Below are 22696 nucleotides of genomic sequence, written 5' to 3' on the forward strand. Positions count from 1 at the left end.
GTTTTAACAAGTGTTAAAGGCGCTTAGTAAATGAAATACTAAACAATATCAGGAGACACTTCTGCCATCTGGCTTTGCAAATAGTTGGATAGACCAATCATATCAATCAGGCGTAACTGCTGCTCTAACCAATGAGCATGATCTTCTTCGGTGTCTTTGAGCTGCTCAACGAGCATCTCACGGGTGACATAGTCATGCTCTGCTTCACAAAGCGCAATGCCGTCTTTAAGGTGCTGCTGTACCTGATACTCTAAATTGAGATCGAGCTGCAACATCTCAGGAACCGTCGACCCAATATTAATCTCGTTGACGCTCATCTTAGGCGTACCGCTCAACATCAAAATACGGCGGATAATCGCTCGGGCATGCAGTGTTTCATCGTGCATCTCATGGCTGATACGGTCATACAGTTTGCCGTAATGCCATTCTGCGTACATCTCAGAGTGAATGAAATATTGGTCACGAGCTGCAAGCTCACCACCTAATAAAAAATTTAAATAATCAATGACCTTTGGGCTGCCTATCATCACCTATACTCCTGTATTTTTATTTATTTGCGTCTACATTCATAATAATACATATATAGAAAGTACTATTAGTAAACTAATCAGTAAAGATTAAAACCAACGAAATGTCTTACAAAGTAAGTCAGATATAGTAGCATACGGGAATAACGGCGCTTGTAACGATATGAACTAAGAATAAGATTCTAATTGAGAATCGTAATTAACTCGCATAACGAGCCTTAGTGTTTGAGAATTTTAGTGTTTGAGAATTTTAACGAGGTTTTTCATGCACTTATTTAATAAAATTAACAAGGAATGTTAGAGAGTTTAAGATAAATAAGTGCAGATAGTAGCTGTCATTGAGTACTGCCCTGCTACGCTTTTTATTGATAGCAGATCATCAATAATAGCAAAGTCTGCAAGGAGTGCTTAAACGGCATAAGCCAACGCATCAAGTTTGGCGTGATGTTCATCAAGGTAGTCATTGACCATAGGTTCGCAGCAGCCACAGCAAGTCGCTACATCAAGGGTATCTTTTAAACCGTCTAACGTATCAATGCCTGAGGCAATCGCGGCTTTAATTTGTTTTTCTTTGACGTCGTTACAGATACATACGTACATGTGTTGGCTCCTACATAAATGTCAATCTTGTTATTCGTTATAATAACGATAATTATTACCATTTACAATAGTATTTAAGGTATTGTTCAGTCAGATCGTTATTACTACAGGGTTATCTTACCCTTACTTAATCCATGTAACTGCATATAACCTTGAGTGTAACTATAACGTACCAAAGGTAGTAAAATGGCGACGAACTGTAAATTTGCTCATTTTTTAATCGATTTTACAGATGACTGCTGTTATATTGACCCCCTATTAACTAAATCCATATTGGAATTGTTCTATGTCTAATAATAATTCTACGATACAACCGCTTGAGTTATTTAAAGTATTGTCTGACCCAACGCGCTTAAAAATCTTCCAAATCTTATTTAACAAAGAATCGCGCTGTGTGGGTGAATTGGTAGAAATACTTGACCAACCACAGCCGACCATCTCGCGTCACTTGAATCATTTGAAAAAGCTGGGTATTTTGAGCTGTGTTCGTGATGGGACATGGATGTGGTATGAAGTGTCTGATAATCTACCAGAATGGTGCCAAGAGATTTTGGAAATCACCTATAAGCAGATATCGACCAAAGACATCAATATGCCGAAGCCTGCTTAGCTTGATACTAAGAGCAAGAGGTATTGATATAGTTAGTTCAAAATAAAATCGATGTTAATAGTTGGGTGCGACTGATTTAAATTTTCCTTGCTTGCTGCTATCACAGAGGCTACGAAAAATTCATCCCCGTCACACTGTATCTGTTTTAGAGTGAAACCACTATAATCAATACTTCAGCGCATAAAAAAAGACCTATAAATGATAGGTCTTTTTTTTGTTTTCAAACTTTGTCTTAAAATACGCCTCTAATATAAATACGCCTTTAGATCTAGATTATACTAAGTCTAAGAAATCACTCACAAAGGCGTTGGCTGGCTGGTGAATCAGCTCCTCTGATGTGCCTACTTGCTCGACGCGACCATGGTTCATCACCACAATCTCATCAGACACCGCCCGCGCTTCTTCTTGGTCATGCGTCACCATGATGCTGGTAATACCCAGCTCGTGGTGGATATTCTTTAGCCAAGTACGCAGCTCTTTACGTACCTTGGCATCGAGTGCCCCGAACGGCTCATCAAGTAATAGTAGTTTTGGCTTTACTGCCAAAGCACGTGCCAGCGCAATACGCTGACGCTGACCGCCTGATAACTGATGCGGATAAGCATTGGCAACTTGCGGCAGCTGTACTAAGTCTAGCAATTCTGCAACGCGTTTATTGATATCCGCCTTACTTGGGCGCTCGTTTTTTGGTAGCAAGGTTAAGCCAAAACCGACATTATCGGCGATATTTTTGTGGCGAAACAACGCATAATGCTGAAACATAAAGCCAATATGGCGCTTTTGCACCGGTGTATTGGTGACATCTAGCTCATCAAATAATATTTGCCCTGAGTCTGCGTACTCAAGACCAGCAATGATACGTAGCAAGGTGGTTTTACCGCAACCTGAAGGACCAAGCAAAGTCGTCAACTTGCCTGTTGGTACAGTGATATTGATATCATCTAAGGCAGTAAAATTACCGAATTTTTTATTAACGTTGCGAATCTCGATGCTCATAATGGGTTCTCTTATTATATTTTTGGCTTAACGTCTTCATGTGACAGATGGCTTGTTAACGACTGCTTTATAGCATAGCGCTTATAGACGACCGCTACTTTCTGCCAGGGTTGCATCTTCAGGGTTTGATGCATTGCTAGCATTGGCACTAACCGGTAATTCAGGCACAGTTGCTAAACGCTCAGACTTGGCAAATTTGCGCTCTTGCAGCTTGGTCATTACTTGTTGTATTAGCAGCGTCACCAGCGCCAAGGCAGCAAGTAAGCTCGATAAGGCAAAAGCGGCAGTAAAGTTATAATCGTTATAAGCAATCTCAACCAATAGCGGCATAGTGTTGGTTTCACCGCGAATATGACCGGAGACCACGCTCACCGCGCCAAACTCGCCCATTGCCCGTGCATTGGTCAAAATCAAACCATACAGCAGCGCCCATTTGATATTCGGTAGCGTCACATGCCAAAACGTCTGCCAACCTGTAGCACCTAGCGTCAATGCTGCTTGCTCTTCACTATCACCTTGCGTCTGCATCAGAGGAATTAGCTCACGGGCGACAAACGGAAAAGTGACAAATAACGTCGCTAAAATAATCCCTGGTACGGCATAAATTACCTGAAAGCCCATGCTTTCAAGCCAGCCACCAATCGTAGAATTCAGCCCGAACAACAGCACAAACATCAAACCTGCAACCACCGGCGACACCGAAAACGGTAAATCAAGCAATGTCGTCACCAGCTGCTTACCTTTAAATTGATAACGGGTCACCAGCCACGCAATTGCAATACCCATCACCATATTAATCGGCAACACAATCGCCGCGGTAATCAAGGTTAATTTAATCGCTTGTAAGGCTTCAGGGTCGACCAGTGAGGCAATATACAACTGCCAACCATTTTTAAAAGCTTCATAAAAGACCGCAAACAGTGGCACGACCAACATGATGACCATAAATAAAACCGCGATGGTGATAAAGGTACGGCGTATCCATGGCGTGTCTTTGGTCGCTGGGTTGCTTTGGTAGTCGTAGCTATTAGAGATTTGCATTAGCGGGCTCCTACGCGGCGCGACAGCTTCCACTGTACGATATTAATGGTCAATAAAATCACAAATGAGATCAGTAGCATAAAGAGTGCGACGGCTGATGCGCCTTGCACATCAAACTGCTCAAGCTTACTGATAATGATTAGTGGCAAAATCTCAGACTGCATCGGAATATTACCGGCGATAAAAATTACCGAGCCATACTCACCAGTGGCACGGGCAAACATCATGCCAGCGCCCATCAGTAAAGCCGGTAACAGCTCTGGTAAAATCACCTTACGAAAGGTCGTAAAGCGATTGGCACCCAGTACCGCCGCTGCCTCTTCAAATTCAACGGACAATTCTGCCAACACAGGTTGCACAGCACGGACGATAAAGGGAAAGCTCACGACCACTAAAGCGAGCCAAATACCTAATGGCGTAAAAGCCACTTGAATATCAAACTTAGCAAACCACTGCCCGATTAAGCCATTAGGCGCATAAAGGGTGGCAAGCGAGATACCCGTAACGGCTGTCGGTAGTGCAAATGGCAAATCAACCAACGCATTAATCAACGATTTACCCCAAAACTCGTAGCGCACCAGCACCCAAGCAACCAACGTGCCAAACACCATGTTGGTGAGCATCGCCAAAAACGACATCCATAAACTGAGTTTGATAGCAGCGGTCACTTGCGGCTGAGTAATAGTCTCCCAAAAACCCGTCCAACCCATGTGTGTCGTGGTATAGGCCATCATGGCAAACGGCAGCACCACCAGTAATGACAAGCTAAAGACAGTGATGCCCATGCTTAGCCCAAACCCTGGTAGCACATTGCGCTGGCGCAAGCGTGTCAGCCAACCTTTTTTATTGACAGGTTTGCTGGCAGGAGAAATTGTTGCACTCATAGTGATGTCCTATTGCCTAACTGATGGCGCTTATTTGTTGCTCGTAAGCACCACGTGATATCAAATGTATTTATTATTGGTCTGCTTAAGCGATAAAGGACACAGCGTGGGTAGCCATGTCCTTTATGTGCTCGGACGTTACTCTAAAGCTGACTGCTTAAACGTTATCTAATAAAAAGCTCATAAAAACTCTATAAATGGGCTACGCAGTCAGCGTACTAGCGGCTTACTTTGGTGCATTAATGGCTAACTGATCGAACACGCCGCCATCGCTAAAGTAAGTGCTCATGATTTCATCCCAAGTGCCAAAGGCATCATTTGGACGGAAAGTATCGATAGGTGGCAATTTATCGCTGTTCTTATCAAGCACACTCTTCACGCTTGGGCGCAGATATAAATTGGCTGCCAATTGCTGAGCAGGCTCGCTCCATAAGTAATCAAGATAGGCTTTTGCCGCATCGGTGGTGCCTTTTTTATCGGTAACGGTCTTCACGACAGCGACGGGGCTTTCAGACTTGATAGAGTATTTAGGATAAACGATATCCACCTTACCCAAACCAAAATCGGTCGCGGCAAGATTGGCTTCGTTTTCAAAAGTTACCAAGACATCACCGATACCGCGCTGAACGAAAGTCGTCGTCGCTGCACGTCCGCCATTCTCATAGACTTTGACATTTTTCAGCATGTCTTTGACGTAGTTCTTGGCTTGTGTTTCATCTTTATTAAAGGCATGTAAACCATAACCATAAGCGCCTAAGAACGCATAGCGACCATTACCCGTGACTTTTGGGTTGGCCATAACAATCTCAACGCCTTCTTTGGTCAAGTCTTGCCAGTCGTTGATACCTTTTGGATTGTCTTTACGTACTAAGAAGACGATAGTGCTGGTAAAAGGTACGGCGTTGTCTGGGAATTTACTTTCCCAATCTGACTCAACCAAGCCTTTTTTCTCAAGTAGCTCGATATCAGAGCCTTGGTTCATGGTCGCCACATCGGCTTGCAAACCGTTAGCAACCGATAATGCTTGCTTACTTGAGCCGCCGTGTGATTGCTTGATTAAGATATTACTGTTTGGGTTTTCCGCTTTATAGTGCTCAACGAATAATGGGTTGTAGTCTTTATAAAAGTCGCGCGCCACATCGTAAGAGACGTTTAATAGCTCAATATCTTGCCCTTCGGTAGTGGCTGGCGTGCCTTCTGCATTGGTTGCTGGCTCAGTCTTTTCGCTATTGCTACAGCCTGCGATACCCAACGTAAGCGCCACACCGGCGATGCTTAGTACGCTAAGCGTTTTGTTTTTATATTTATAACCTGTGGTATATGATGTCATGGCTGCCTCAAAAGGGATTGGTTAGTGAATGCAAGTATGCTAACAGCGCCAGCTTATTATGTTTAATGATGAATATGCGTATGTTATTGCCAAAACGGAATATAGTATTTATAAAGACAAGGTTATCAATAACTTAAATACGATAAGCAATAGATAACCTTAAAAATTTTATAAATTAACACTTTGGTGCCAAGACATTTATTCATTATTATTTATGGTCATTTAGCGCTTTAACCACTTATAAACGGCCTTATAAAGCGTTAAAAGGGTTAAAGCGGCTAATAAATGGCTTAGGCGCTGTCCGTTACTTTACCCGCGCTAGTTGATCAAAACGTCCACCATCGACAAAGAACGTCTCCATGATACTGTCCCAATCCCCAAACACGGCAACCGGCTCAAAGGTTTGAATATCCTTTAAAGTGCCTGTATGGGCTGCGAGCACCTCTTTGTTGCTCGGACGCAAATACATCTTTGCCATCAGCTCTTGCGCCGGTTTATCCCACAGTGTTTTTAGATAAGCAGTTGCCGCAGTAGTTGAGCCTTTTTTCTCAGTCACCGAGCTGACGATTGCCACTGGGTTATGAATGGTGATGGAGTAGCTAGGATAAACAATATCCACTTTACCTTTAGCATGCTGAGTGGCGACCAAATGTGCCTCGTTTTCAGTGGTAATAAGCACATCCCCTAGCCCGCGTTGTGTAAAGCTGGTGGTCGCAGCGCGCGCACCATTGTCATAAGTCACGACATTGGCGAGCACTTTTTTCATGAAAGCATCGGTTTTTTGTGGTTGAGTGACCGATTCTTTAAATTGGTGCAATCCTGAACCATAAGCGCCCAAAAAGGCATAGCGCGCCGTGCCGCTGGTTTTCGGATTGGGCATTACCACGTCAATATCCGCACGCGCCAAATCTGCCCAGTCTTTAATATTTTTTGGGTTGCCGCTGCGTACCAGTAATATCATGGTGGTGCTATAAGGGACGGCATTGTCAGGAAACGCTTCGCGCCAATCTGCTTTTACCAACCCTTTTTCAACCAGCATATTCATATCGCTTTCTTGGTTTAAAGTCACCACGTCCGCTTGTAAACCATTGGCGACCGACAGCGCTTGTTTACTTGCGCCGCCGTGCGATTGTTGGATATCAACGTTACTATCAGGATATTGCCCCTGATAGATACTGGTAAATAGCGGGTTATAGTCTTTATAAAAATCACGTGAGACATCGTAAGAGACGTTAAGTAGGCTGATATTTTGCTTATCACTTGCCCCACTATTTGTGCCATCGCTCGCGCCGCTTTGGGTAGCTTCGGTAGGATTACAGCCCGTCATTAGCATGGCAACGGCAAGAACGCCGCCCAACTTAAAGCTGAAATTAAAACGGCCAGCGGCAACTTTTGATTGCCTGCTTTTATTGTCAATAAATGCTTGAGCATTAATCAATTCAAGCTTATTAGATACTTTTTTAGTGCGTCGGTTCGTTGCTTGCATAGCGGCCCTCGATAATGTTGATAGAAGCATTTCTTAAAGTATTGGCCACCTTATAAAGGTTTATAATCCTTTTGATTCGATTCTATGGATGATGAGCGTTATGCTAACAGCCTGCGAGGCAATCGCTTAGTGACAAATGCGCTTATCGAGTTATTAACTTGGCATAAGTAATTTTGTTAGTTATTCTAAAATGTTTATTTTTCCTGAGTATTTTTGCGATATAGTGATAAGCAGACACTTTCGAGTAAGTTATGGTATTGCTTACTATCTAGACGAGCCTTTATGTAAGCGATATTATCTCTTAGCTTCTTGTATATCAGGCGTTGCACTCATAATAGGCAGCTCTACCCCTTTTACTAACTTCCTTATCAAAGGTACTTAAATGATTATGTCTCCACCTCGTTATGCCCGCCACTCACGATTTTTTGCTATCATTTTAACCACCTCTGCAGCTTTACTTACCTTAAGCGGCTGTAATAACATGACGCCCAGCGTAAATAACCAAACCACTAAGCAACCGAACGCTGCCGTCACGCCAGCGGTGCAAGCAGTCGTTGGAGACTATGCTTCTGAAGGCTATCACAAGCGCGCACAAGGTTCTGATTGGGTTGGGGTGATGGTACGAGCAGATGGCGCAGACAACGGCGACCAGATTAATATTCAGGTACGGGCGCGTAGCGATGTGAAAAAACCAAGCTGTCATTTTGATGGTAAGGCGACATTAATGGGTCAAGACGATGCGCACGGTGTTATTTTCCAAAGCAAGGTTAATGACAGTACAGCGTTCTTTCAATTTAAGGACGATAAGCTGACTATTGATAGCCAAGATAAATACGCCCTGAATTATTTTTGTTCGGGTGGTGGCTCAATCGTTGGCGAGTATCAGAAGCTTGAGGGAGATTTAGAGCTGCATTAACCGCTTGAATGGTTGGCTTTAGATATTAAAAAAGGTGTCAGACGTTTAATCTGACACCTTTTTTAATACTTTTATTGATGACGATAAAATATTACTTAAACCGCAGATGCACCGACTAACTTCACCTCAGCACGCTCCTCTCTTGCGATACCCGCATAGTAATCACGTAAAATCTGTAATACTTCTGGACGGCTAAAGTTCTCTGGTACGTCCTCATCTTCTGATAGCGCTTTACGCAGCTTAGTACCTGATACTTTGACATGTTCAGACGCTTCATGCGGGCAGGTCTTATCAGAAGCCATGGCATTACAAGCATTACACCAAAACGTCCAGCCAATCTTTAGCGGTTGCGTAATCAAATCATCTTTACCGACATATTCAAAGATAGTCTGCGCATCAAAGGCACCATAATAATCACCGACACCGGCATGGTCACGGCCGACAATCAGATGGCTACAGCCGTAGTTTTGACGGAATACCGCATGTAGTAGCGCCTCGCGTGGTCCGGCATAACGCATATCGAGCGGATAACCGGCTTGAATGACGGTGTCTTGTCTAAAATAATTATCAATCAAGGTTTTAATCGCTTCTTGGCGCACTTCAGCTGGGATATCACCTGGCTTTAATGCCCCGAGTAATGAATGAATCAATACCCCATCACAGATTTCAATGGCAATCTTGGCAAGGTATTCGTGTGAGCGATGCATTGGATTACGCGTTTGGAAAGCGGCAACCGTTTTCCAGCCTTTGGCATCTAGTATTTCACGCGTTTCAGCAGGGGTTTTATAAATCTCTGGGTATAAAGTTGGGAACTCGCCCTCGCTTAATACTTCGACACTACCTGCGATGTTAACCTCACCTTGGCTTAATACTTGCTGTACGCCCGGATGCTCAGAATCTGTGGTGGTAAAGACTTGCTGACACTCATGGGCTTTATCGATGGTATAAGTCTCTTCTACCGTTAAAATGCCCATAATCTCGCCATCTTTCGCAACCAATGCGACTTTATCACCTTGGTTTAGATTATCGGCAGTCGCTTTAGGCGCTGATAACGTGATGGGAATTGGCCAAAACAAGCCAGCATTGTCACCACTTTGCAGGCGCATGTCATCAACCACCCCTTGCCAATCTGCCTGATTCATAAAACCATTTAGCGGCGTAAAGCCACCAATACCAAGCATAATCAAATCGCCCCGCTCACGTGAGCTCAGGGTAATCGTCGGCAAGCTGCTGGCAAGTTTCAATGCTTGCTTGCGCGCGTCACCTTTTAATAGTAACGGCTTAAGATCCTTGCTACCGTGCGGCGGAACAAGTTTAGAGGCTTGTTGATTAGAAGCTTGTTGATTAAAGTCTTCTTGATTGGCGATAGATGATGTCATATTGATTTAGAACCTTTATAGGTAATGATGAAGTAGTGATGAGATAAGTCGTGATAAATTTGATAAGCATAGGCTACCTAACTTTCGTTATGAAAATTTATGCTGACTTTGGATATACATATGTCTTAAAGGAATTTATGTTTATAGACGCAAGCTTATATGATGTGACTCTGAATTGTTTACCTTGCGACTGGCAATAAGATCGATTACACACGCCAATCATTTTCGTCGCCGCTTTTATGTTTCAAACAAAATTGAGATTACGTCATGTATCAATATAATTACGCTGACCAAACCTTGGTAGAAGAACGAGTCGCCCAGTTTCGCGACCAAACCGAACGGTTTTTGGCAGGCGAGCTGCCAGAAGAGCAATTTTTGCCGCTGCGTTTGCAAAACGGCCTCTATATCCAGCGTTATGCGCCGATGTTGCGTATCGCCATTCCTTACGGTCTGCTTGCCAGCTACCAATTGCGTAAGTTGGCGGAGATTACCCGTAAATATGACAAAGGCTACGGGCATTTCACCACCCGTACCAATATGCAGCTGAACTGGCCAAAACTTGAAGAGGTGCCAGATATCTTGGCGGAGCTGGCCTCGGTACAGATGCATTCTATTCAAACTTCTGGTAACTGTATTCGTAATACCACCACCGACCCGTATGCCGGTATTCATCAAAATGAGGTTGCTGACCCGCGCTCCTATTGCGAAATCATTCGCCAGTGGTCGACCTTTCATCCTGAGTTTGCTTTTTTGCCGCGTAAATTTAAGATTGCCGTTATCGGCACTGATAATGATCGTGCAGCGACGCAAGTCCACGATGTTGGTTTGCATTTAAAGAAAAATGAGGATGGCGAGCTTGGCTTTGAAGTGCTAGTTGGCGGTGGTCTTGGTCGTATCCCCGTCCTTGGTAAAGTGATCAACAAGTTTTTGCCACGCGAGCATCTGCTTAGCTATCTAGATGCCATATTGCGGGTTTATAACCTGCATGGCCGCCGTGATAAAGGCAGTAAATACCGATCACGCATCAAGATTTTGGTTGACACCTTGGGTGGCCCTGCGTTTGCCAAATTGGTCGATGCCGAATGGGAAGCGCATACCAAGGACGGGCCACTGACGCTGACGGATACCAACTTTGAGCATGCCAGCAGCTTCTTTAGTGAACCTGATTATGTGACCTTTGATGCCCTACAAACACAGTCTGATTTGCAGCAGCAACTAAGCGCTGATAAAGACTTTGCCAATTGGTATAACCAAAATACTGTGGCGCATAAAGTCGCTGGTTACCGCGCGGTTGTCATCTCCTTAAAAGCAGGCCTAGTCGATGGTAAGTATGTACCATCCGGTGATGTTACCGAATCGCAGATGGATGCGCTTGCTGACCTTTCTGACAAGTATAGCTTTGGCGAGCTGCGCGGTACGTATCAGCAGAATTTAGTCTTCGCTGACGTGCAAACCAATCAGTTATACGAGTTATGGCAACAGCTTTCTGAGCTACATCTGGCACGACCTAATATCAATACCTTGACCGATATGATCGTCTGCCCAGGTTGGGATTATTGCTCGCTTGCCAACGCCACCACCCATAATATCGCTGAGCAAATTGAAAAGCAGTTTAGCGATTTGGACTACCTATATGATCTTGGCGATATCCGCTTAAACATGTCGGGTTGTATCAATGCTTGTGCGCACCATCATACGGGTGATATCGGAATTCTCGGTGTCGATAAAAAAGGTGAAAACTGGTATCAAATCAGTCTTGGCGGCAACTCGAGTAACGATGCCAAACTTGGCAAAATACTAGGCCGCTCCGTCCCTACCGAAGCGGTTGCTGACACCATTCAAAAGATCGTTGACGTTTATGTCGATTTGCGTGCCACCACCGATAATGACGTTGAAAGCTTTGGCGAATTGGTTGAGCGCGTCGGTATTGATCCCTTTAAGGAGAAGGTCTATGGCTAATCACCATATTTTGGATAGTCAGGGCGTCGATATTAGCCATAACGATAGCTGGCATGCGTTAACCACTGATACCCTGCCCGATGGTATTGCCTCGATAGAGCTCACGCTACTTGAGCTGCTGCAAAGACAGGAAAAACCTGATGTCTTAGTACCACTGGCTGACCTATTAGATGGTTCAGGGACACTAGCAACGGGTTTGGTCAAAGAGGTATATGAGCTGATCAAACAGCATAGTAGCCGTGTTGGATTATGGGTGACCGCTGATACAGATACAGATGCCTTGGCAGCGCTCAGTGAGCTGTTGTTAAAGCAGGATCTCATCGTCATTCATGTGCCCAAATTCGCTGATGGACGCAATTTTAGCTTTGCACAAACCTTGCGCCAAATTGGCTATCAAGGTGAGATTCGTGTCGCTGGCGCGTTTGGCCGTGATCAAATTACTTACCTATTACGCGTGGGCGTCGACAGCTTTGTGCTCAATGAACACGACTTACAATCGGACTTTAATATCTCACAAGCGTTTACCGCCCTTGCCAGTAGCTACGATGGTCGCAATGCCGCCGCACTACCAATGTTTGCAGGTGCTTAAGGTAGCATCAACCATAAAACTTATTATTAATCGTTTTTATATTCACAACAATTGAGGAATCCACCATGAGCCAGTTACACCCAAATCTAGATATCGATCAAGCCAACCAAGAACTAAAAGGTAAATCACCAGAACAAATCGTTGCATGGGCACTGACACAAGCGAAAAACCCAATCATCACCACCAACTTCCGCCCATATGAATCAGCGATTTTGCACTTGGTCGCTAAACAGCGCCCTGATATCACGGTACTATGGGTAGACTCAGGTTATAACACCGATGCGACGTATCAATTTGCCAATAAAGTTATCCGTGACTTAAATTTAAACGTTATCACCTATATTCCTAAGCAAACGGCTGCCTATCGTGACGCAACCATGAACGGCATCCCAGGCATTGACAATCCGCAACATGATGAATTCACTGACCAAGTAAAACTTGAGCCATTCCGCCGCGCGCTAGATGAGCTAAAACCTGATGTCTGGTTTAATGCCATTCGTAAAGATCAAACGGAATTCCGCCAAGGTCTTGATGTGCTTAGCCTATCAAAAGATGGTGTGTTAAAAGTAGCGCCGTTATTTGAGAAAAATGACGCGGATTTAGACGTGTATCTTGAAGAGCATAATCTGCCAAACGAGTTTGATTACTTTGATCCGACGAAGGTTGAAGAGAGCCGTGAGTGTGGTTTGCACACGCAGCTATAATTACTTAGCCAGTAATTAATCAGCAATTCAGTACAAAGCCAATAATATTAAATAAAAAAAGCGATGACATTAAAATCATCGCTTTTTTTGTGTTAACTATGGTGATTGACATGAAAATCAATACGAAAGTGGCGTTCTACAAGCGTTTTGATTAAAACATTAACGTTTCTTTAACGTCTTATTGTTTAACATTGAGGTATTCTATGGCTTGCCTTAGTGGGCTGCACGTCATTAAGCTGACTTTTTAAAGCCAAATCATGGACGAAGTTGCCCAATCCTTATAGGCACTCGCGCTCATCAATATGGATATTTGTTATGCCCTTTATAAAAAAAATTGATTCATTCTATGAAAAACTGCACGATAAGCTGCCAGCTGTAGGTAAAGCAGCCTCCTTTTTGACTGGTACTGGTGTCCTCACGGCCAATAGTGCGATGGTTGGTCTGCCTATTTGGAGCTTAGGCGCGGCAAAAGTATTGACTGGCGCGAAAGCTGCTGATGATGCATTAATTGCGATTACCAAATACTGGATTAACAGTAATAACGCCGTGATTGACCACGCGCTACCCCATAAAGACTGGCGCATTAATCTGCCCGACGATTTGAGCGAAGACAAGCAGTATCTTTTGGTAAGCAACCATCAATCGTGGGTCGACACCAGTATCGTGCAATATATCAGCCAAGATACGCTGCCTTTAACGCGATTTTTTACTAAGTTTAATCTGATTTACATCCCCGTTATCGGTCAAGCATTTTACTTCTTAGACTTTCCGATGATGAAGCGTTTTTCTGCCAAAGCGATGGCAAAGAATCCAGAACTTAAAAAACAAAATCTCCTTGAGGCTAAGCGTGCCTGTCGTCAATTAAAAGACAAACCCTTTGCCCTATTAAACTATTTGGAAGGAACGCGCTTTACTAAAGAAAAACATGACAAACAAGGCTCACCTTATCAGCATTTGTTAAAACCACGCGCTGGCGGGTTGTCGTTAGCGCTTAATGCGTTAGGCGATGAATTGGATTCTATTTTAGATATCACTATCGTCTACCCAGACGGCGCGCCTGATTATGATGATTTATGGAAAGGCAATATTCGCCGCTTGGGTGTCGATGTGACTCGCTTAACCATACCAGACGAGTTATTTGCGGCAATCATGGATGGCGGTTATGACCGTGACGAGACCACTAAAAAGATGATGTTTGATTGGTTAGAGGATATTTGGCAACAAAAAGATGCGCGCATTACTAAGATGCTGAGTGAGTTTGAATAGGTTGCTTTACAAGGTTGAATCTCGTCCTTGTTAATACCTAACGCAAAAATCTAATATAAATAACAGCCACAAGCTTAAAAGTTAGCTTGTGGTTTTTTATTCCGTTATTCTGCATTTTAATTCCCTACCTATTCCACATCTCATCAAAACACACCTTTATCATGACAAAAACGAATATGTTAATGCCAATTCACTGCATGAGACGTAGCGCGTGATACCTCATAATGGTGGCATATTTTATATTGATTGAATCATTGGTGATGCTATGAACACCTTTCCGCTATTTTTTAAATTAGAAGACCGCAAAGTATTGATCGTTGGTGGCGGTGATGTCGCACTACGTAAAGCTGACTTGCTCAGTCGCGCAGGTGCTGCTATCACGATTCTTGCGCCAAGTATTAGTACTGAAATACAAGCCTTGCTCAGCCACACTAAGTACAAAGCCAAGCACGAACTGATTTATGAAAACTACAATAAAGCTTATATGACAGGTGCGCGCGTTATTATCGCTGCGACGGATGATGAAACCCTTAATCATCAAGTTCACGCTGATGCTAGCGAGCTTAATATTCCGGTAAATGTGGTTGATACCCCGCATTTATGCGACTTTATTTTCCCTGCTATCGTTGACCGTAATCCCATTGTGATTGGCATTTCATCTAACGGTAAAGCGCCGGTGCTGGCACGTCTATTGCGCGCTCGTCTTGAAACTTTAATTCCGCAAGGCTATGGCAAACTGGCCAAGCTGGCTGGTGAGTTTCGTAGTGAGGTAAAAACAAAAATTCCAACCCTTACCGGACGTCGCCAGTTTTGGGAACGCGCCTTTGAAGGAAAAGTCAGTCAGCTGATGTTTGCCGGTAATGAAAAGGAAGCGGCTGCCCAATTGCAAGCCGATTTAGATAACACTGCATCCGCTATCAATGAAAAAAATACAGCAGATAATACATCTACAGAATCCCAAACCGTAAAAAATACAATGGGCGAAGTTTATATCGTTGGTGCAGGCCCCGGTGATCCAGAGCTACTCACCTTTAAAGCCCTACGTCTCATGCAGCAAGCCGATATTGTCTACTATGATGCGCTAGTTTCTCCGCAAGTATTAGACCTATGCCGCCGCGATGCTGACAAAGTGTTTGTCGGTAAACATGCGGTAGCTCAGCTTGGTATCAACGAGCTGTTGGTCAATAGTGCAAAAGAAGGTCGCCGTGTGGTACGGCTAAAAGGTGGCGATCCCTTTATCTTTGGCCGCGGCGGTGAAGAGATTGAAAGCTTACGTGCGCATGACCTCCCTTATCAAGTTGTACCTGGTATTACTGCTGCTAACGCTGCCGCCAGTTATGCAGGTATTCCACTCACGCACCGTGACCACTCACAATCAGTGCGTTTTGTGACAGGGTTTTTAAAGGCTGGCGCGCCCAATAGTAACTTTAAGAGCTTTTTAAATACTGATGAGACCGTGGTGTTTTATATGGGTTTGCATTCGCTGGCACGTTTGACGACAGGTTTAATTGATGCTGGGCGTAGTAGCGATACCCCAATCGCTATCGTCTCCAATGCCAGTATGCCCAATCAGCAAGTATTAACAGGTACGCTTGAGAGCATTGTCGCTCAGCAAGAACAAGCACAACTGCCAACACCGGCTCTGCTCATCATGGGTGATGTCGTAAGCTTGCATGATGACTTGGCTTGGTATCATGTAGACAATGAGCAAAGAAACCAAAATGCTGCTCATACCAATGACAATTGGTTACGCGGTGGCAAAGCGGCAGCGACCAAAAACCCTACTAGCCAGCAAGCACATGCGCTATCTATGGTAGCTAACTTGGCACCGGCTGATGATGGTTTGGAGCAGTTGGTGATTGGTTAGGTTTTATTATTACTTTCTAAAAAGCTAAGTCCTACCGATAATATATTGGCAGGGCTTTTTTATGCGCTTGCAACAGAGTAGAAGAGCAAACCACCGCAATTCTTGTTAGAATAATCGCTGTCTTTTATTCATCATTAAGCTCAACCATGTCTACACCTATCGATACTAAGTTCATGCCTACTAAACCTTAACATACCTAAAAATAATTACTGTTATCACTATTGTGAGCGCTGAAAATGAAGTTTTGGTCTATTAGAACCCTTGAAGAATTAGAGATTCTACTAAGTGGTCAGCCATTAAGAACCGACCCTGATAAAGTAGATAAGGACCGTAAAGAGGCTTATCAGTGGATTTCAAAGCAGTTAAGTAAAAAGGTGACACCCCCGCAAGGTGTTGAGTATCCTATTTGGCTATGGCGATATTGGGAAGGTAAACAAAGAGCGAAGCCCGACTTAAGAGCTGGCGGGCATGTTGAGAGAGGATGCAAAGCGGTTAGGATTGAGTTAGAAATACCCTCTCATAAAGTACTACTCAGTGACTTTGACGGCTGGCATGCTGTACTAAACAATCACCACTTCTGTGAAACTGATGCAGAGTATAATTATTATGAACAGTATGAAAATCAGGAAGATAATGAGAATTTACTAAGAAAAAGTAAGGAAGCCACTTGGCTTAAGATTTTTTCGATAGAAAATCTACCAGAGGATTGGGCCGTACAGGGCATTACTTGGGAAATTCGACCTGAGTATATGGTTAATTATAAAATCTTCACAGGTCGTTAATGTAGGGCAAGCTCTAATAAAGAGTCAGTAGTCAAAAGCGAGACTGGTAAATTATCATTTATGGTATGATTATTTAACTCTAAATCACTTATTGATTAAGCCATCCTCTTAATTATTTACGCGTTGTAATATCCTCTATGTCAAAGTCTACCGAATTGTCTGCCATCTCCAAACCCTTAACCATTTTACACACCTCAGATTGGCATTTGGGGCGTAGGCTTTATGGGCGCATGCGTTATGATGAATTTGAAGCGTTTTTAAGTTGGCTACAAGATACCATTAGCGCGCAAAAAGTCGATGTCCTTATCGTCGCGGGTGATATCTTTGATACCATGACGCCGAGTAACAGAGCGCAGGCGCTATATTATGAATTTTTGGGCAAAGTTTCAAAATCATGCTGCCAGCATATCGTCATCGTCGCGGGTAACCATGACTCCCCTACTTTTTTGGACGCCCCAAGCAATGTCTTAAAATTCTTAAATGTTCACGTCATTGGCACCGCTTGTGAAGACTTAAACGATGAAGTCTTGGTGTTAGATGCTGCAGACGGTACACCGCATTGTATTATCGCCGCAGTCCCTTATCTGCGCGACCGTGACGTGCGTAGCAGTAGCGCTGGCGAGTCCGCAGATAGTAAAGATGCCAATGTCATCAAAGGCATTCGTGCCCATTATGATAAAGTCGCCAGCATTGCTAAAACGAAGCAAGCTAAATTAGCCGAAGTGCACCAGCGTCACATTCCTATCATCGCTACAGGGCATCTATTCGCAGCAGGTGGCACGACTACTGAAGATGATGGTGTGCGTGAGCTTTATGTCGGCTCACTCGGTAAAATCTCTGCTGATATGTTTGATGAAGGCTTTGACTATGTGGCACTTGGGCATTTGCATGTTCCGCAGCGCGTCGGTGGTCGTGAGAGTATTCGCTATTCAGGCTCGCCTATTGCGATGGGCTTTGGTGAGGCTCGCCAGCAAAAACAAGTATTATTGGTGCAGTTTGGTACAGTAGAGAGGTCTTTATCTGAGAGTACTATTCTTCAGCTTACTAATACAGTGACTAAGATTGAACAATCGGTAGAAAAAGCCGCTAAAAAAGTAGCCAGTCAGGCGACGGATTTTATGGACGATTTATTTGGTTTTGATAACACAGCAGAAAGCGAAGAGAATACGCAAAAAGCCTTTGAAGGATCCGTTTCCAATCAGATAGACGCTATACAGAGTAATGATTCCACAAATAACTCTATTGCATCCTCTAACCTATTACATCATAACGAATCACAGCAGATGCAGGTTATTTCCCTACCCATCCCAAAATTCCAAAAATTGGCGCAAATCTCAGGTGATTTAGAGCTTATTCAACAGACTATCGATGAAACCATTCAATCTCTTGAGGCAACAGAATCTGTTTGGCTTGAAATTATTTATACGGGTGATGAGGTGGTCAGCGAGTTGCGTGAGCATATTCAGGCGATGGTAGATGGCTTGCCGTGTGAGGTGTTAAAAATTAAAAACACGCGCACCTATAATAAAGTACTTAACCAACAGCAGATCTCTGAGACGCTACAAGATTTAAATGAGGAAGAAGTGTTTGAGCGCTGCCTAACCGCTCACAATATTCCTGATGAGCAAAAATCATCCTTACGTGACGCCTATGATCAAATCGTTTATAACCTGCGCCATGCCGATACTCAGGCCGAATAATAACAGCGCATTTTGGATGCCAGCCAACAACTTCTTCACTTTTCATCACTGTTCTCTTTATAACTGCTCTATATAAAAATAAGACCTGCCCATGCGACTGATTGAACTACGACTTAAAAACTTGAACTCCCTAAAAGACGAGTGGCACATTGATTTTAATGACCCCGCTTTTCTAAATGAAGGCATCTTTGCCATTACTGGACAGACGGGCGCTGGCAAGACTACTATTTTGGATGCTATTTGCTTGGCTTTATACGCTCAGACACCGCGTATTGAGTCGATAAGTAAGAGTAGTAATGAGGTTATGACTCGTCAAACCGCTGATTGTTTTGCAGAAGTAGTGATTGAGATTAATAAAAATCGTTATCGCTGTCGTTGGGGACAACGCCGCGCACGTAATAAAGCTGATGGAAACTTGCAAGATGCTACTCATGAAATCGCTAATGCCGATACTGACAAAATTTTGGAAAGTGGAATAAAGAAAACTAAGGCACATATTCAAGACCTGATCGGCATGGATTTCAATCAATTTACCCGCTCCATCATGCTCGCACAGGGCAGTTTTGCCGCGTTTTTAAAGTCAGATATTGGCGATAGAGCAGCGATTTTAGAGAAAATAACGGGTACTGCTATCTATGCCAAGATATCGTTAAACGTCCATGAAAAGAAACGCTTTGAGGAAGAAATACTGGGTAAGCTACAAGCGGGCGTTAATAGCTTATCGTTATTAAGTCTTGAAGATGAAAAGTTACTGGTAGCAGAGCTACAGACCCTTAATCAACAGCAAAGCAAGCAGCGGCAAACTTTCAAAACCCTGAGCGAGCAGCTGCAGTGGCTGGATAATGTACAGCAGCTACAGCAAAATATATTAACTTATCAAAATGATTTTGCAGCGGCACAGCAGGCGCAGCAAGCCTTTACTCCAGAAGCGCAGCGCCTAGATATTGCTAATAAAGCCTTGGAGATTGATAGTCAATTTCGAGAGCTTAGCTATAGCCGAGAGTCGGTCAAGAGGTTGGGTTTCGAGCAGCAAGATTTGCTTAATAAGATTCCAACACAGCAAGCAGCGCTGGCACAAGCCACGACCCATTTAGATAATATCAATACCATTGAAAAGCAAGCTACGGACAATCTGCAGACCACCTTACCAATCATTGCAAAAACGCGCGAGTTGGATGCTGAAATAAAACAGCAATCCCATTCTTTGGCAGATGAAAATCAACGTAAAGACGTCTTAGTCAATAATACGCAACGGTTACGTCAAGAAATAGCCAGCCACAAACAAACAGAACAAGAGACCAAAGCTCAGCTTAGCGGTATAGAAAAATATTTTAGCGATTATGAAGAGCTAAACGATCTCGATACAGATATGGCGACCTTTGATAGCAGCTGTCGCCGATTAGTGGTGCTGCTAGAAGATAATGTCAGCTTAGCGGCGGATAAACTTGCACATGACAACCAATCAAGCCAGCTACAAGTTCATTTCGATAAGCTCTCTAAGCAGCAAGATGCTGATAAGTTGTTAATAACTGAGCAACGCGAGCAACTGGTCAGCTTACAACAGCAGCAAGCAGCACTTATTGAAAAACAGTCGCTAACTAGTATGCGCAGCGAGCAAGAGCAAGTGGATCAGATCAACACTCAAATTGCACAAGCCAGCTTTAAGCTACAGCAGCTATCCGATCTTGCTAGCCAAATCGAAAAAACCAATCTCTCGCTGCCCACGCTAACCGAGGAACTAACGACCTTAGCAGGATTGATTGCTGGTCATCAATCAAATATTCAAGACGCTAAGCTTAAGAGGCAAGAAAAACAAGAGCATCTGAGTTTACTACAGAAAGTCGCTAAGCTTGAGGACTACATAACAGAGCTAGAAGATGGCTTGCCCTGCCCACTTTGCGGTGCGCATGAGCATCCTTATGGCAAACATCATCCATTATTAGACAGTAATAATACTGATAAAGATGCCGAGCAAAATCAGTCGTCCAAAATAAAACAGACTAAGACGCAACAAACTCAGCAGCAAATAGCTGAACTAGAGACCGTTATTGATAACCTTGAGCAGGCTTTATCAGCATACAATATCCAATATGCCACCAAGAAAGAGACGCTTAACAACCAAGAGCAACAACTAGCGCCCCTACAGCAGCAATCCGAAATCTTACACGGTGATATTCAGTCGTACATAGCCTCATTATTTGAGGCTGAAAACAATTATTCTGAAGCAATCGCAGTAATTATCAATCCTCTTACTCAGATAAAATATGATATTAATGCGATTATCACGAATATAGACCTCTGCTTATCCTTATTAGACACCGCCAAACACAACCTCACTGAACATAAACAGTCTCTTAAAGCCATAGTGGTCGAGTATGAACACCTAACTGAAAGTGCTACAAAGCTTAGCACTGCCATCGAAACCGATGAAAAGCAGCAACAAGCACTTAGTCATAACATGAATAACCTAACCACTGACATCAAGCTTAACTCGCAGAAGCTTGATGGTATAAAAGATAAGATTGCCGCTAATCTCTCGGAGTTGGCGCCCCTGATGACCACCGTTTCATCTCTAACGTATAAATACCCTGCAGATAAATATAAAGATTATTTAACTACAGCGCTCAATGCGGCAGACATCCACGATGCACTTAAGCAATTGGGTAATAGTTTTGATGAGCAAACGGTAATAGACAGCGCAGATTATGACCGTCATATTGAAAAACTGCGTCAACAGCGCAGCGCTTTAAACCAGTTAAAACGACAATTTAATGAGCAGAAAAACCGCCAACAGCAGCTAACCAATAGCTTAAGCAGTTTGACCGCGCAGATTGAAACCAAGCACGCACAGCTTAGCAATGATGAAACAGCGCTCAAAGAGTTAGAGAACTTAGTTGCTCATAAAACCAAGGCTATCGAACAATTAAAGCAGAATAGAAAAGAGATTTTTGCAGATAAAAATACAGACAATGAAGAAAATAAATTACGCCATGCGGTTGACGAGGCTAAAGCCAAGCAAGTAGTAGCACAAAGGCAGCTAGACACTGTACAGCAGACTCTAGAGCAATTAACGGCTAGAGAACAACAGCTAGACACAGAGCTACAGGCGGCGATGTCTACACTGAATACGCAGCAATGCATGTTTACTCATTTGCTCGCAGAGTCACAGTTCGTAGATGAAGCTGCTTTTGTGAGTGCCCGCCTGCCTAAAGAAGCGCGTGAGTCACTACAGACACGTAAATTAGCGATTGATAATGCCCTGCAACAGGCTAAGTTACAGTTGGATAGCACCCAGCAAGCGTTAGAGCAAAAACTTGCCAATCCTATGACCGATGAAGACCGAGAAATACTTGCTGGCCAGCACCATCAAATACAAATAGACATCGACGAGTTAAGTCAAAAAATCGGTGCGATTGACCAAAAACTTAAGGATAATGATAGCCAAAAAGGCCAACAAGCGGCACAGCTCATTGCTATCAATGAGCAAAAACAAAAGCTACAAGTTTGGCAACAGCTACATACGCTCATTGGTTCCGCTGATGGCAAGAAATACCGTACCTTTGCCCAAGGCTTAACGTTTGAGGTCATGATTAGTCATGCAAATACGCAATTGCAGAAGATGAGTGACCGCTATTTGCTCATTCATGATGACAGTAATCCCCTTGAGCTTAATGTCATCGACAACTATCAAGGCGGCGATATTCGCAGTACTAAAAACCTCTCCGGCGGTGAAGGATTTATTATCAGCTTGGCGCTGGCGCTCGGACTATCACAAATGGCCAGTCACAACATCCGCGTCGACTCGCTATTTTTAGACGAAGGCTTTGGTACGCTTGATGAAGAGTCGCTTGATATTGCGCTCGACACCTTAACCAGCTTGCAGCAAGAAGGTAAACTTATTGGCATTATCTCCCACGTACAGGCGTTAAAAGATCGTATCCTAACCCAAATTAAGGTCGAAAAACTCTCGGGCGGCTTTAGCCAAATCAGTGGTCAAGGCTGTCGCCGAGTTGCCAATGCTGCCAATGAAAAAGCCTCGTAAATTAAGATAGCAGTTAAG

The 22696-nt window shown here is 43.6% G+C and carries 18 protein-coding genes; 10 read left to right on the top strand and 8 right to left on the bottom strand.

Annotation, left to right across the window (positions count from 1 at the left end; translation table 11 throughout):
• Nucleotides 1–38: 38 nt before the first annotated feature.
• A complete protein-coding gene (bfr, locus tag PG901_RS02025) occupies nt 39–527 on the bottom strand; it encodes a bacterioferritin (protein ID WP_201565893.1) in 489 nt (162 codons plus the stop codon).
• A gap of 408 nt (nt 528–935) precedes the next feature.
• Complete coding sequence (locus PG901_RS02030) at nt 936–1127, bottom strand: (2Fe-2S)-binding protein (protein WP_149489495.1); 192 nt, start codon at nt 1125–1127, stop codon at nt 936–938.
• A 286-nt stretch (nt 1128–1413) separates the two neighbouring features.
• On the opposite strand from PG901_RS02030, the gene PG901_RS02035 reads away from it, so the two are divergent.
• On the top strand, nt 1414–1737 hold the full coding sequence (locus PG901_RS02035) for an ArsR/SmtB family transcription factor (protein ID WP_201565897.1): 324 nt from the start codon (nt 1414–1416) through the stop codon (nt 1735–1737).
• A gap of 273 nt (nt 1738–2010) precedes the next feature.
• On the opposite strand, the gene PG901_RS02040 is transcribed toward PG901_RS02035, so the two are convergent.
• The 5 genes from PG901_RS02040 to PG901_RS02060 all read right to left on the bottom strand — a co-directional run bounded on the left by PG901_RS02040 (nt 2011) and on the right by PG901_RS02060 (nt 7474).
• Nucleotides 2011–2733, bottom strand: a complete 723-nt coding sequence (locus PG901_RS02040) for a sulfate/molybdate ABC transporter ATP-binding protein (protein WP_183618246.1) — start codon at nt 2731–2733, stop codon at nt 2011–2013.
• A gap of 81 nt (nt 2734–2814) precedes the next feature.
• Nucleotides 2815–3774 (bottom strand): sulfate ABC transporter permease subunit CysW, encoded by a 960-nt coding sequence (gene cysW / locus PG901_RS02045; RefSeq protein WP_271133308.1) that lies wholly within the window; start codon nt 3772–3774, stop codon nt 2815–2817.
• The gene (gene cysT, locus PG901_RS02050) at nt 3774–4658 is read right to left on the bottom strand and encodes a sulfate ABC transporter permease subunit CysT (protein ID WP_271133309.1); all 885 of its coding nucleotides are present in this window, start codon (nt 4656–4658) and stop codon (nt 3774–3776) included. Before cysT ends, cysW begins: the two co-directional genes overlap by 1 nt.
• Before the next feature lie 226 nt (nt 4659–4884).
• Nucleotides 4885–5988: a sulfate ABC transporter substrate-binding protein gene (locus tag PG901_RS02055; RefSeq protein WP_201628375.1), complete on the bottom strand. Its 1104-nt coding sequence runs from the start codon at nt 5986–5988 to the stop codon at nt 4885–4887.
• A 304-nt stretch (nt 5989–6292) separates the two neighbouring features.
• Nucleotides 6293–7474, bottom strand: a complete 1182-nt coding sequence (locus PG901_RS02060) for a sulfate ABC transporter substrate-binding protein (RefSeq protein WP_271133310.1) — start codon at nt 7472–7474, stop codon at nt 6293–6295.
• A gap of 382 nt (nt 7475–7856) precedes the next feature.
• On the opposite strand from PG901_RS02060, the gene PG901_RS02065 reads away from it, so the two are divergent.
• The gene (locus PG901_RS02065; RefSeq protein ID WP_271133311.1) at nt 7857–8390 is read left to right on the top strand and encodes a hypothetical protein; all 534 of its coding nucleotides are present in this window, start codon (nt 7857–7859) and stop codon (nt 8388–8390) included.
• A 95-nt stretch (nt 8391–8485) separates the two neighbouring features.
• Here the strand turns inward: PG901_RS02065 and sat are convergent, their stop codons facing one another.
• A complete protein-coding gene (gene sat / locus PG901_RS02070; RefSeq protein ID WP_271133312.1) occupies nt 8486–9769 on the bottom strand; it encodes a sulfate adenylyltransferase in 1284 nt (427 codons plus the stop codon).
• A 267-nt stretch (nt 9770–10036) separates the two neighbouring features.
• On the opposite strand from sat, the gene PG901_RS02075 reads away from it, so the two are divergent.
• The 8 genes from PG901_RS02075 (at nt 10037) to PG901_RS02110 (ending at nt 22678) form a co-directional block, all read left to right on the top strand.
• Nucleotides 10037–11728 carry a nitrite/sulfite reductase gene (locus tag PG901_RS02075; RefSeq protein WP_271133313.1) on the top strand — a complete coding sequence of 564 codons (1692 nt, stop codon included), beginning with the start codon at nt 10037–10039 and terminating at the stop codon, nt 11726–11728.
• On the top strand, nt 11721–12317 hold the full coding sequence (locus tag PG901_RS02080) for a DUF934 domain-containing protein (RefSeq protein WP_271133314.1): 597 nt from the start codon (nt 11721–11723) through the stop codon (nt 12315–12317). The genes PG901_RS02075 and PG901_RS02080 overlap by 8 nt, the downstream gene beginning before the upstream one ends.
• Before the next feature lie 65 nt (nt 12318–12382).
• Nucleotides 12383–13021 (top strand): phosphoadenosine phosphosulfate reductase domain-containing protein, encoded by a 639-nt coding sequence (locus PG901_RS02085; protein ID WP_271133315.1) that lies wholly within the window; start codon nt 12383–12385, stop codon nt 13019–13021.
• 315 nt (nt 13022–13336) lie between these two features.
• Nucleotides 13337–14287 (top strand): acetyltransferase, encoded by a 951-nt coding sequence (locus PG901_RS02090; protein WP_201565907.1) that lies wholly within the window; start codon nt 13337–13339, stop codon nt 14285–14287.
• Nucleotides 14288–14552: 265 nt separating this feature from the next.
• On the top strand, nt 14553–16154 hold the full coding sequence (gene cysG, locus PG901_RS02095) for a siroheme synthase CysG (RefSeq protein WP_271133316.1): 1602 nt from the start codon (nt 14553–14555) through the stop codon (nt 16152–16154).
• Between the two features lie 236 nt (nt 16155–16390).
• Nucleotides 16391–16936: a DUF3841 domain-containing protein gene (locus PG901_RS02100; RefSeq protein WP_271133317.1), complete on the top strand. Its 546-nt coding sequence runs from the start codon at nt 16391–16393 to the stop codon at nt 16934–16936.
• Nucleotides 16937–17073: 137 nt separating this feature from the next.
• Entirely contained in the window at nt 17074–18636 is a 1563-nt protein-coding gene (locus PG901_RS02105; RefSeq protein WP_271133318.1) for an exonuclease SbcCD subunit D C-terminal domain-containing protein, read from the top strand.
• Nucleotides 18637–18727: 91 nt separating this feature from the next.
• The gene (locus tag PG901_RS02110) at nt 18728–22678 is read left to right on the top strand and encodes an AAA family ATPase (protein ID WP_271133319.1); all 3951 of its coding nucleotides are present in this window, start codon (nt 18728–18730) and stop codon (nt 22676–22678) included.
• Nucleotides 22679–22696 lie beyond the last annotated feature (18 nt).

Source organism: Psychrobacter sp. ANT_H3 (assembly GCF_027919975.1).
In the GTDB taxonomy this organism is placed as follows: Bacteria; Pseudomonadota; Gammaproteobacteria; order Pseudomonadales; family Moraxellaceae; genus Psychrobacter; species Psychrobacter maritimus.

Coding starts and splice junctions, on each gene's coding strand:
- PG901_RS02060 (WP_271133310.1), bottom strand. CDS start 7,474: ATGCAAGCAACGAACCGACGCACTAAAAAAGTATCTAATAAGCTTGAA.
- bfr (WP_201565893.1), bottom strand. CDS start 527: ATGATAGGCAGCCCAAAGGTCATTGATTATTTAAATTTTTTATTAGGT.
- cysG (WP_271133316.1), top strand. CDS start 14,553: ATGAACACCTTTCCGCTATTTTTTAAATTAGAAGACCGCAAAGTATTG.
- sat (WP_271133312.1), bottom strand. CDS start 9,769: ATGACATCATCTATCGCCAATCAAGAAGACTTTAATCAACAAGCTTCT.
- PG901_RS02085 (WP_271133315.1), top strand. CDS start 12,383: ATGAGCCAGTTACACCCAAATCTAGATATCGATCAAGCCAACCAAGAA.
- cysW (WP_271133308.1), bottom strand. CDS start 3,774: ATGCAAATCTCTAATAGCTACGACTACCAAAGCAACCCAGCGACCAAA.
- PG901_RS02080 (WP_271133314.1), top strand. CDS start 11,721: ATGGCTAATCACCATATTTTGGATAGTCAGGGCGTCGATATTAGCCAT.
- PG901_RS02110 (WP_271133319.1), top strand. CDS start 18,728: ATGCGACTGATTGAACTACGACTTAAAAACTTGAACTCCCTAAAAGAC.
- PG901_RS02030 (WP_149489495.1), bottom strand. CDS start 1,127: ATGTACGTATGTATCTGTAACGACGTCAAAGAAAAACAAATTAAAGCC.
- PG901_RS02100 (WP_271133317.1), top strand. CDS start 16,391: ATGAAGTTTTGGTCTATTAGAACCCTTGAAGAATTAGAGATTCTACTA.
- PG901_RS02075 (WP_271133313.1), top strand. CDS start 10,037: ATGTATCAATATAATTACGCTGACCAAACCTTGGTAGAAGAACGAGTC.
- PG901_RS02035 (WP_201565897.1), top strand. CDS start 1,414: ATGTCTAATAATAATTCTACGATACAACCGCTTGAGTTATTTAAAGTA.
- PG901_RS02055 (WP_201628375.1), bottom strand. CDS start 5,988: ATGACATCATATACCACAGGTTATAAATATAAAAACAAAACGCTTAGC.
- PG901_RS02065 (WP_271133311.1), top strand. CDS start 7,857: ATGATTATGTCTCCACCTCGTTATGCCCGCCACTCACGATTTTTTGCT.
- PG901_RS02040 (WP_183618246.1), bottom strand. CDS start 2,733: ATGAGCATCGAGATTCGCAACGTTAATAAAAAATTCGGTAATTTTACT.
- PG901_RS02105 (WP_271133318.1), top strand. CDS start 17,074: ATGTCAAAGTCTACCGAATTGTCTGCCATCTCCAAACCCTTAACCATT.
- PG901_RS02090 (WP_201565907.1), top strand. CDS start 13,337: ATGCCCTTTATAAAAAAAATTGATTCATTCTATGAAAAACTGCACGAT.
- cysT (WP_271133309.1), bottom strand. CDS start 4,658: ATGAGTGCAACAATTTCTCCTGCCAGCAAACCTGTCAATAAAAAAGGT.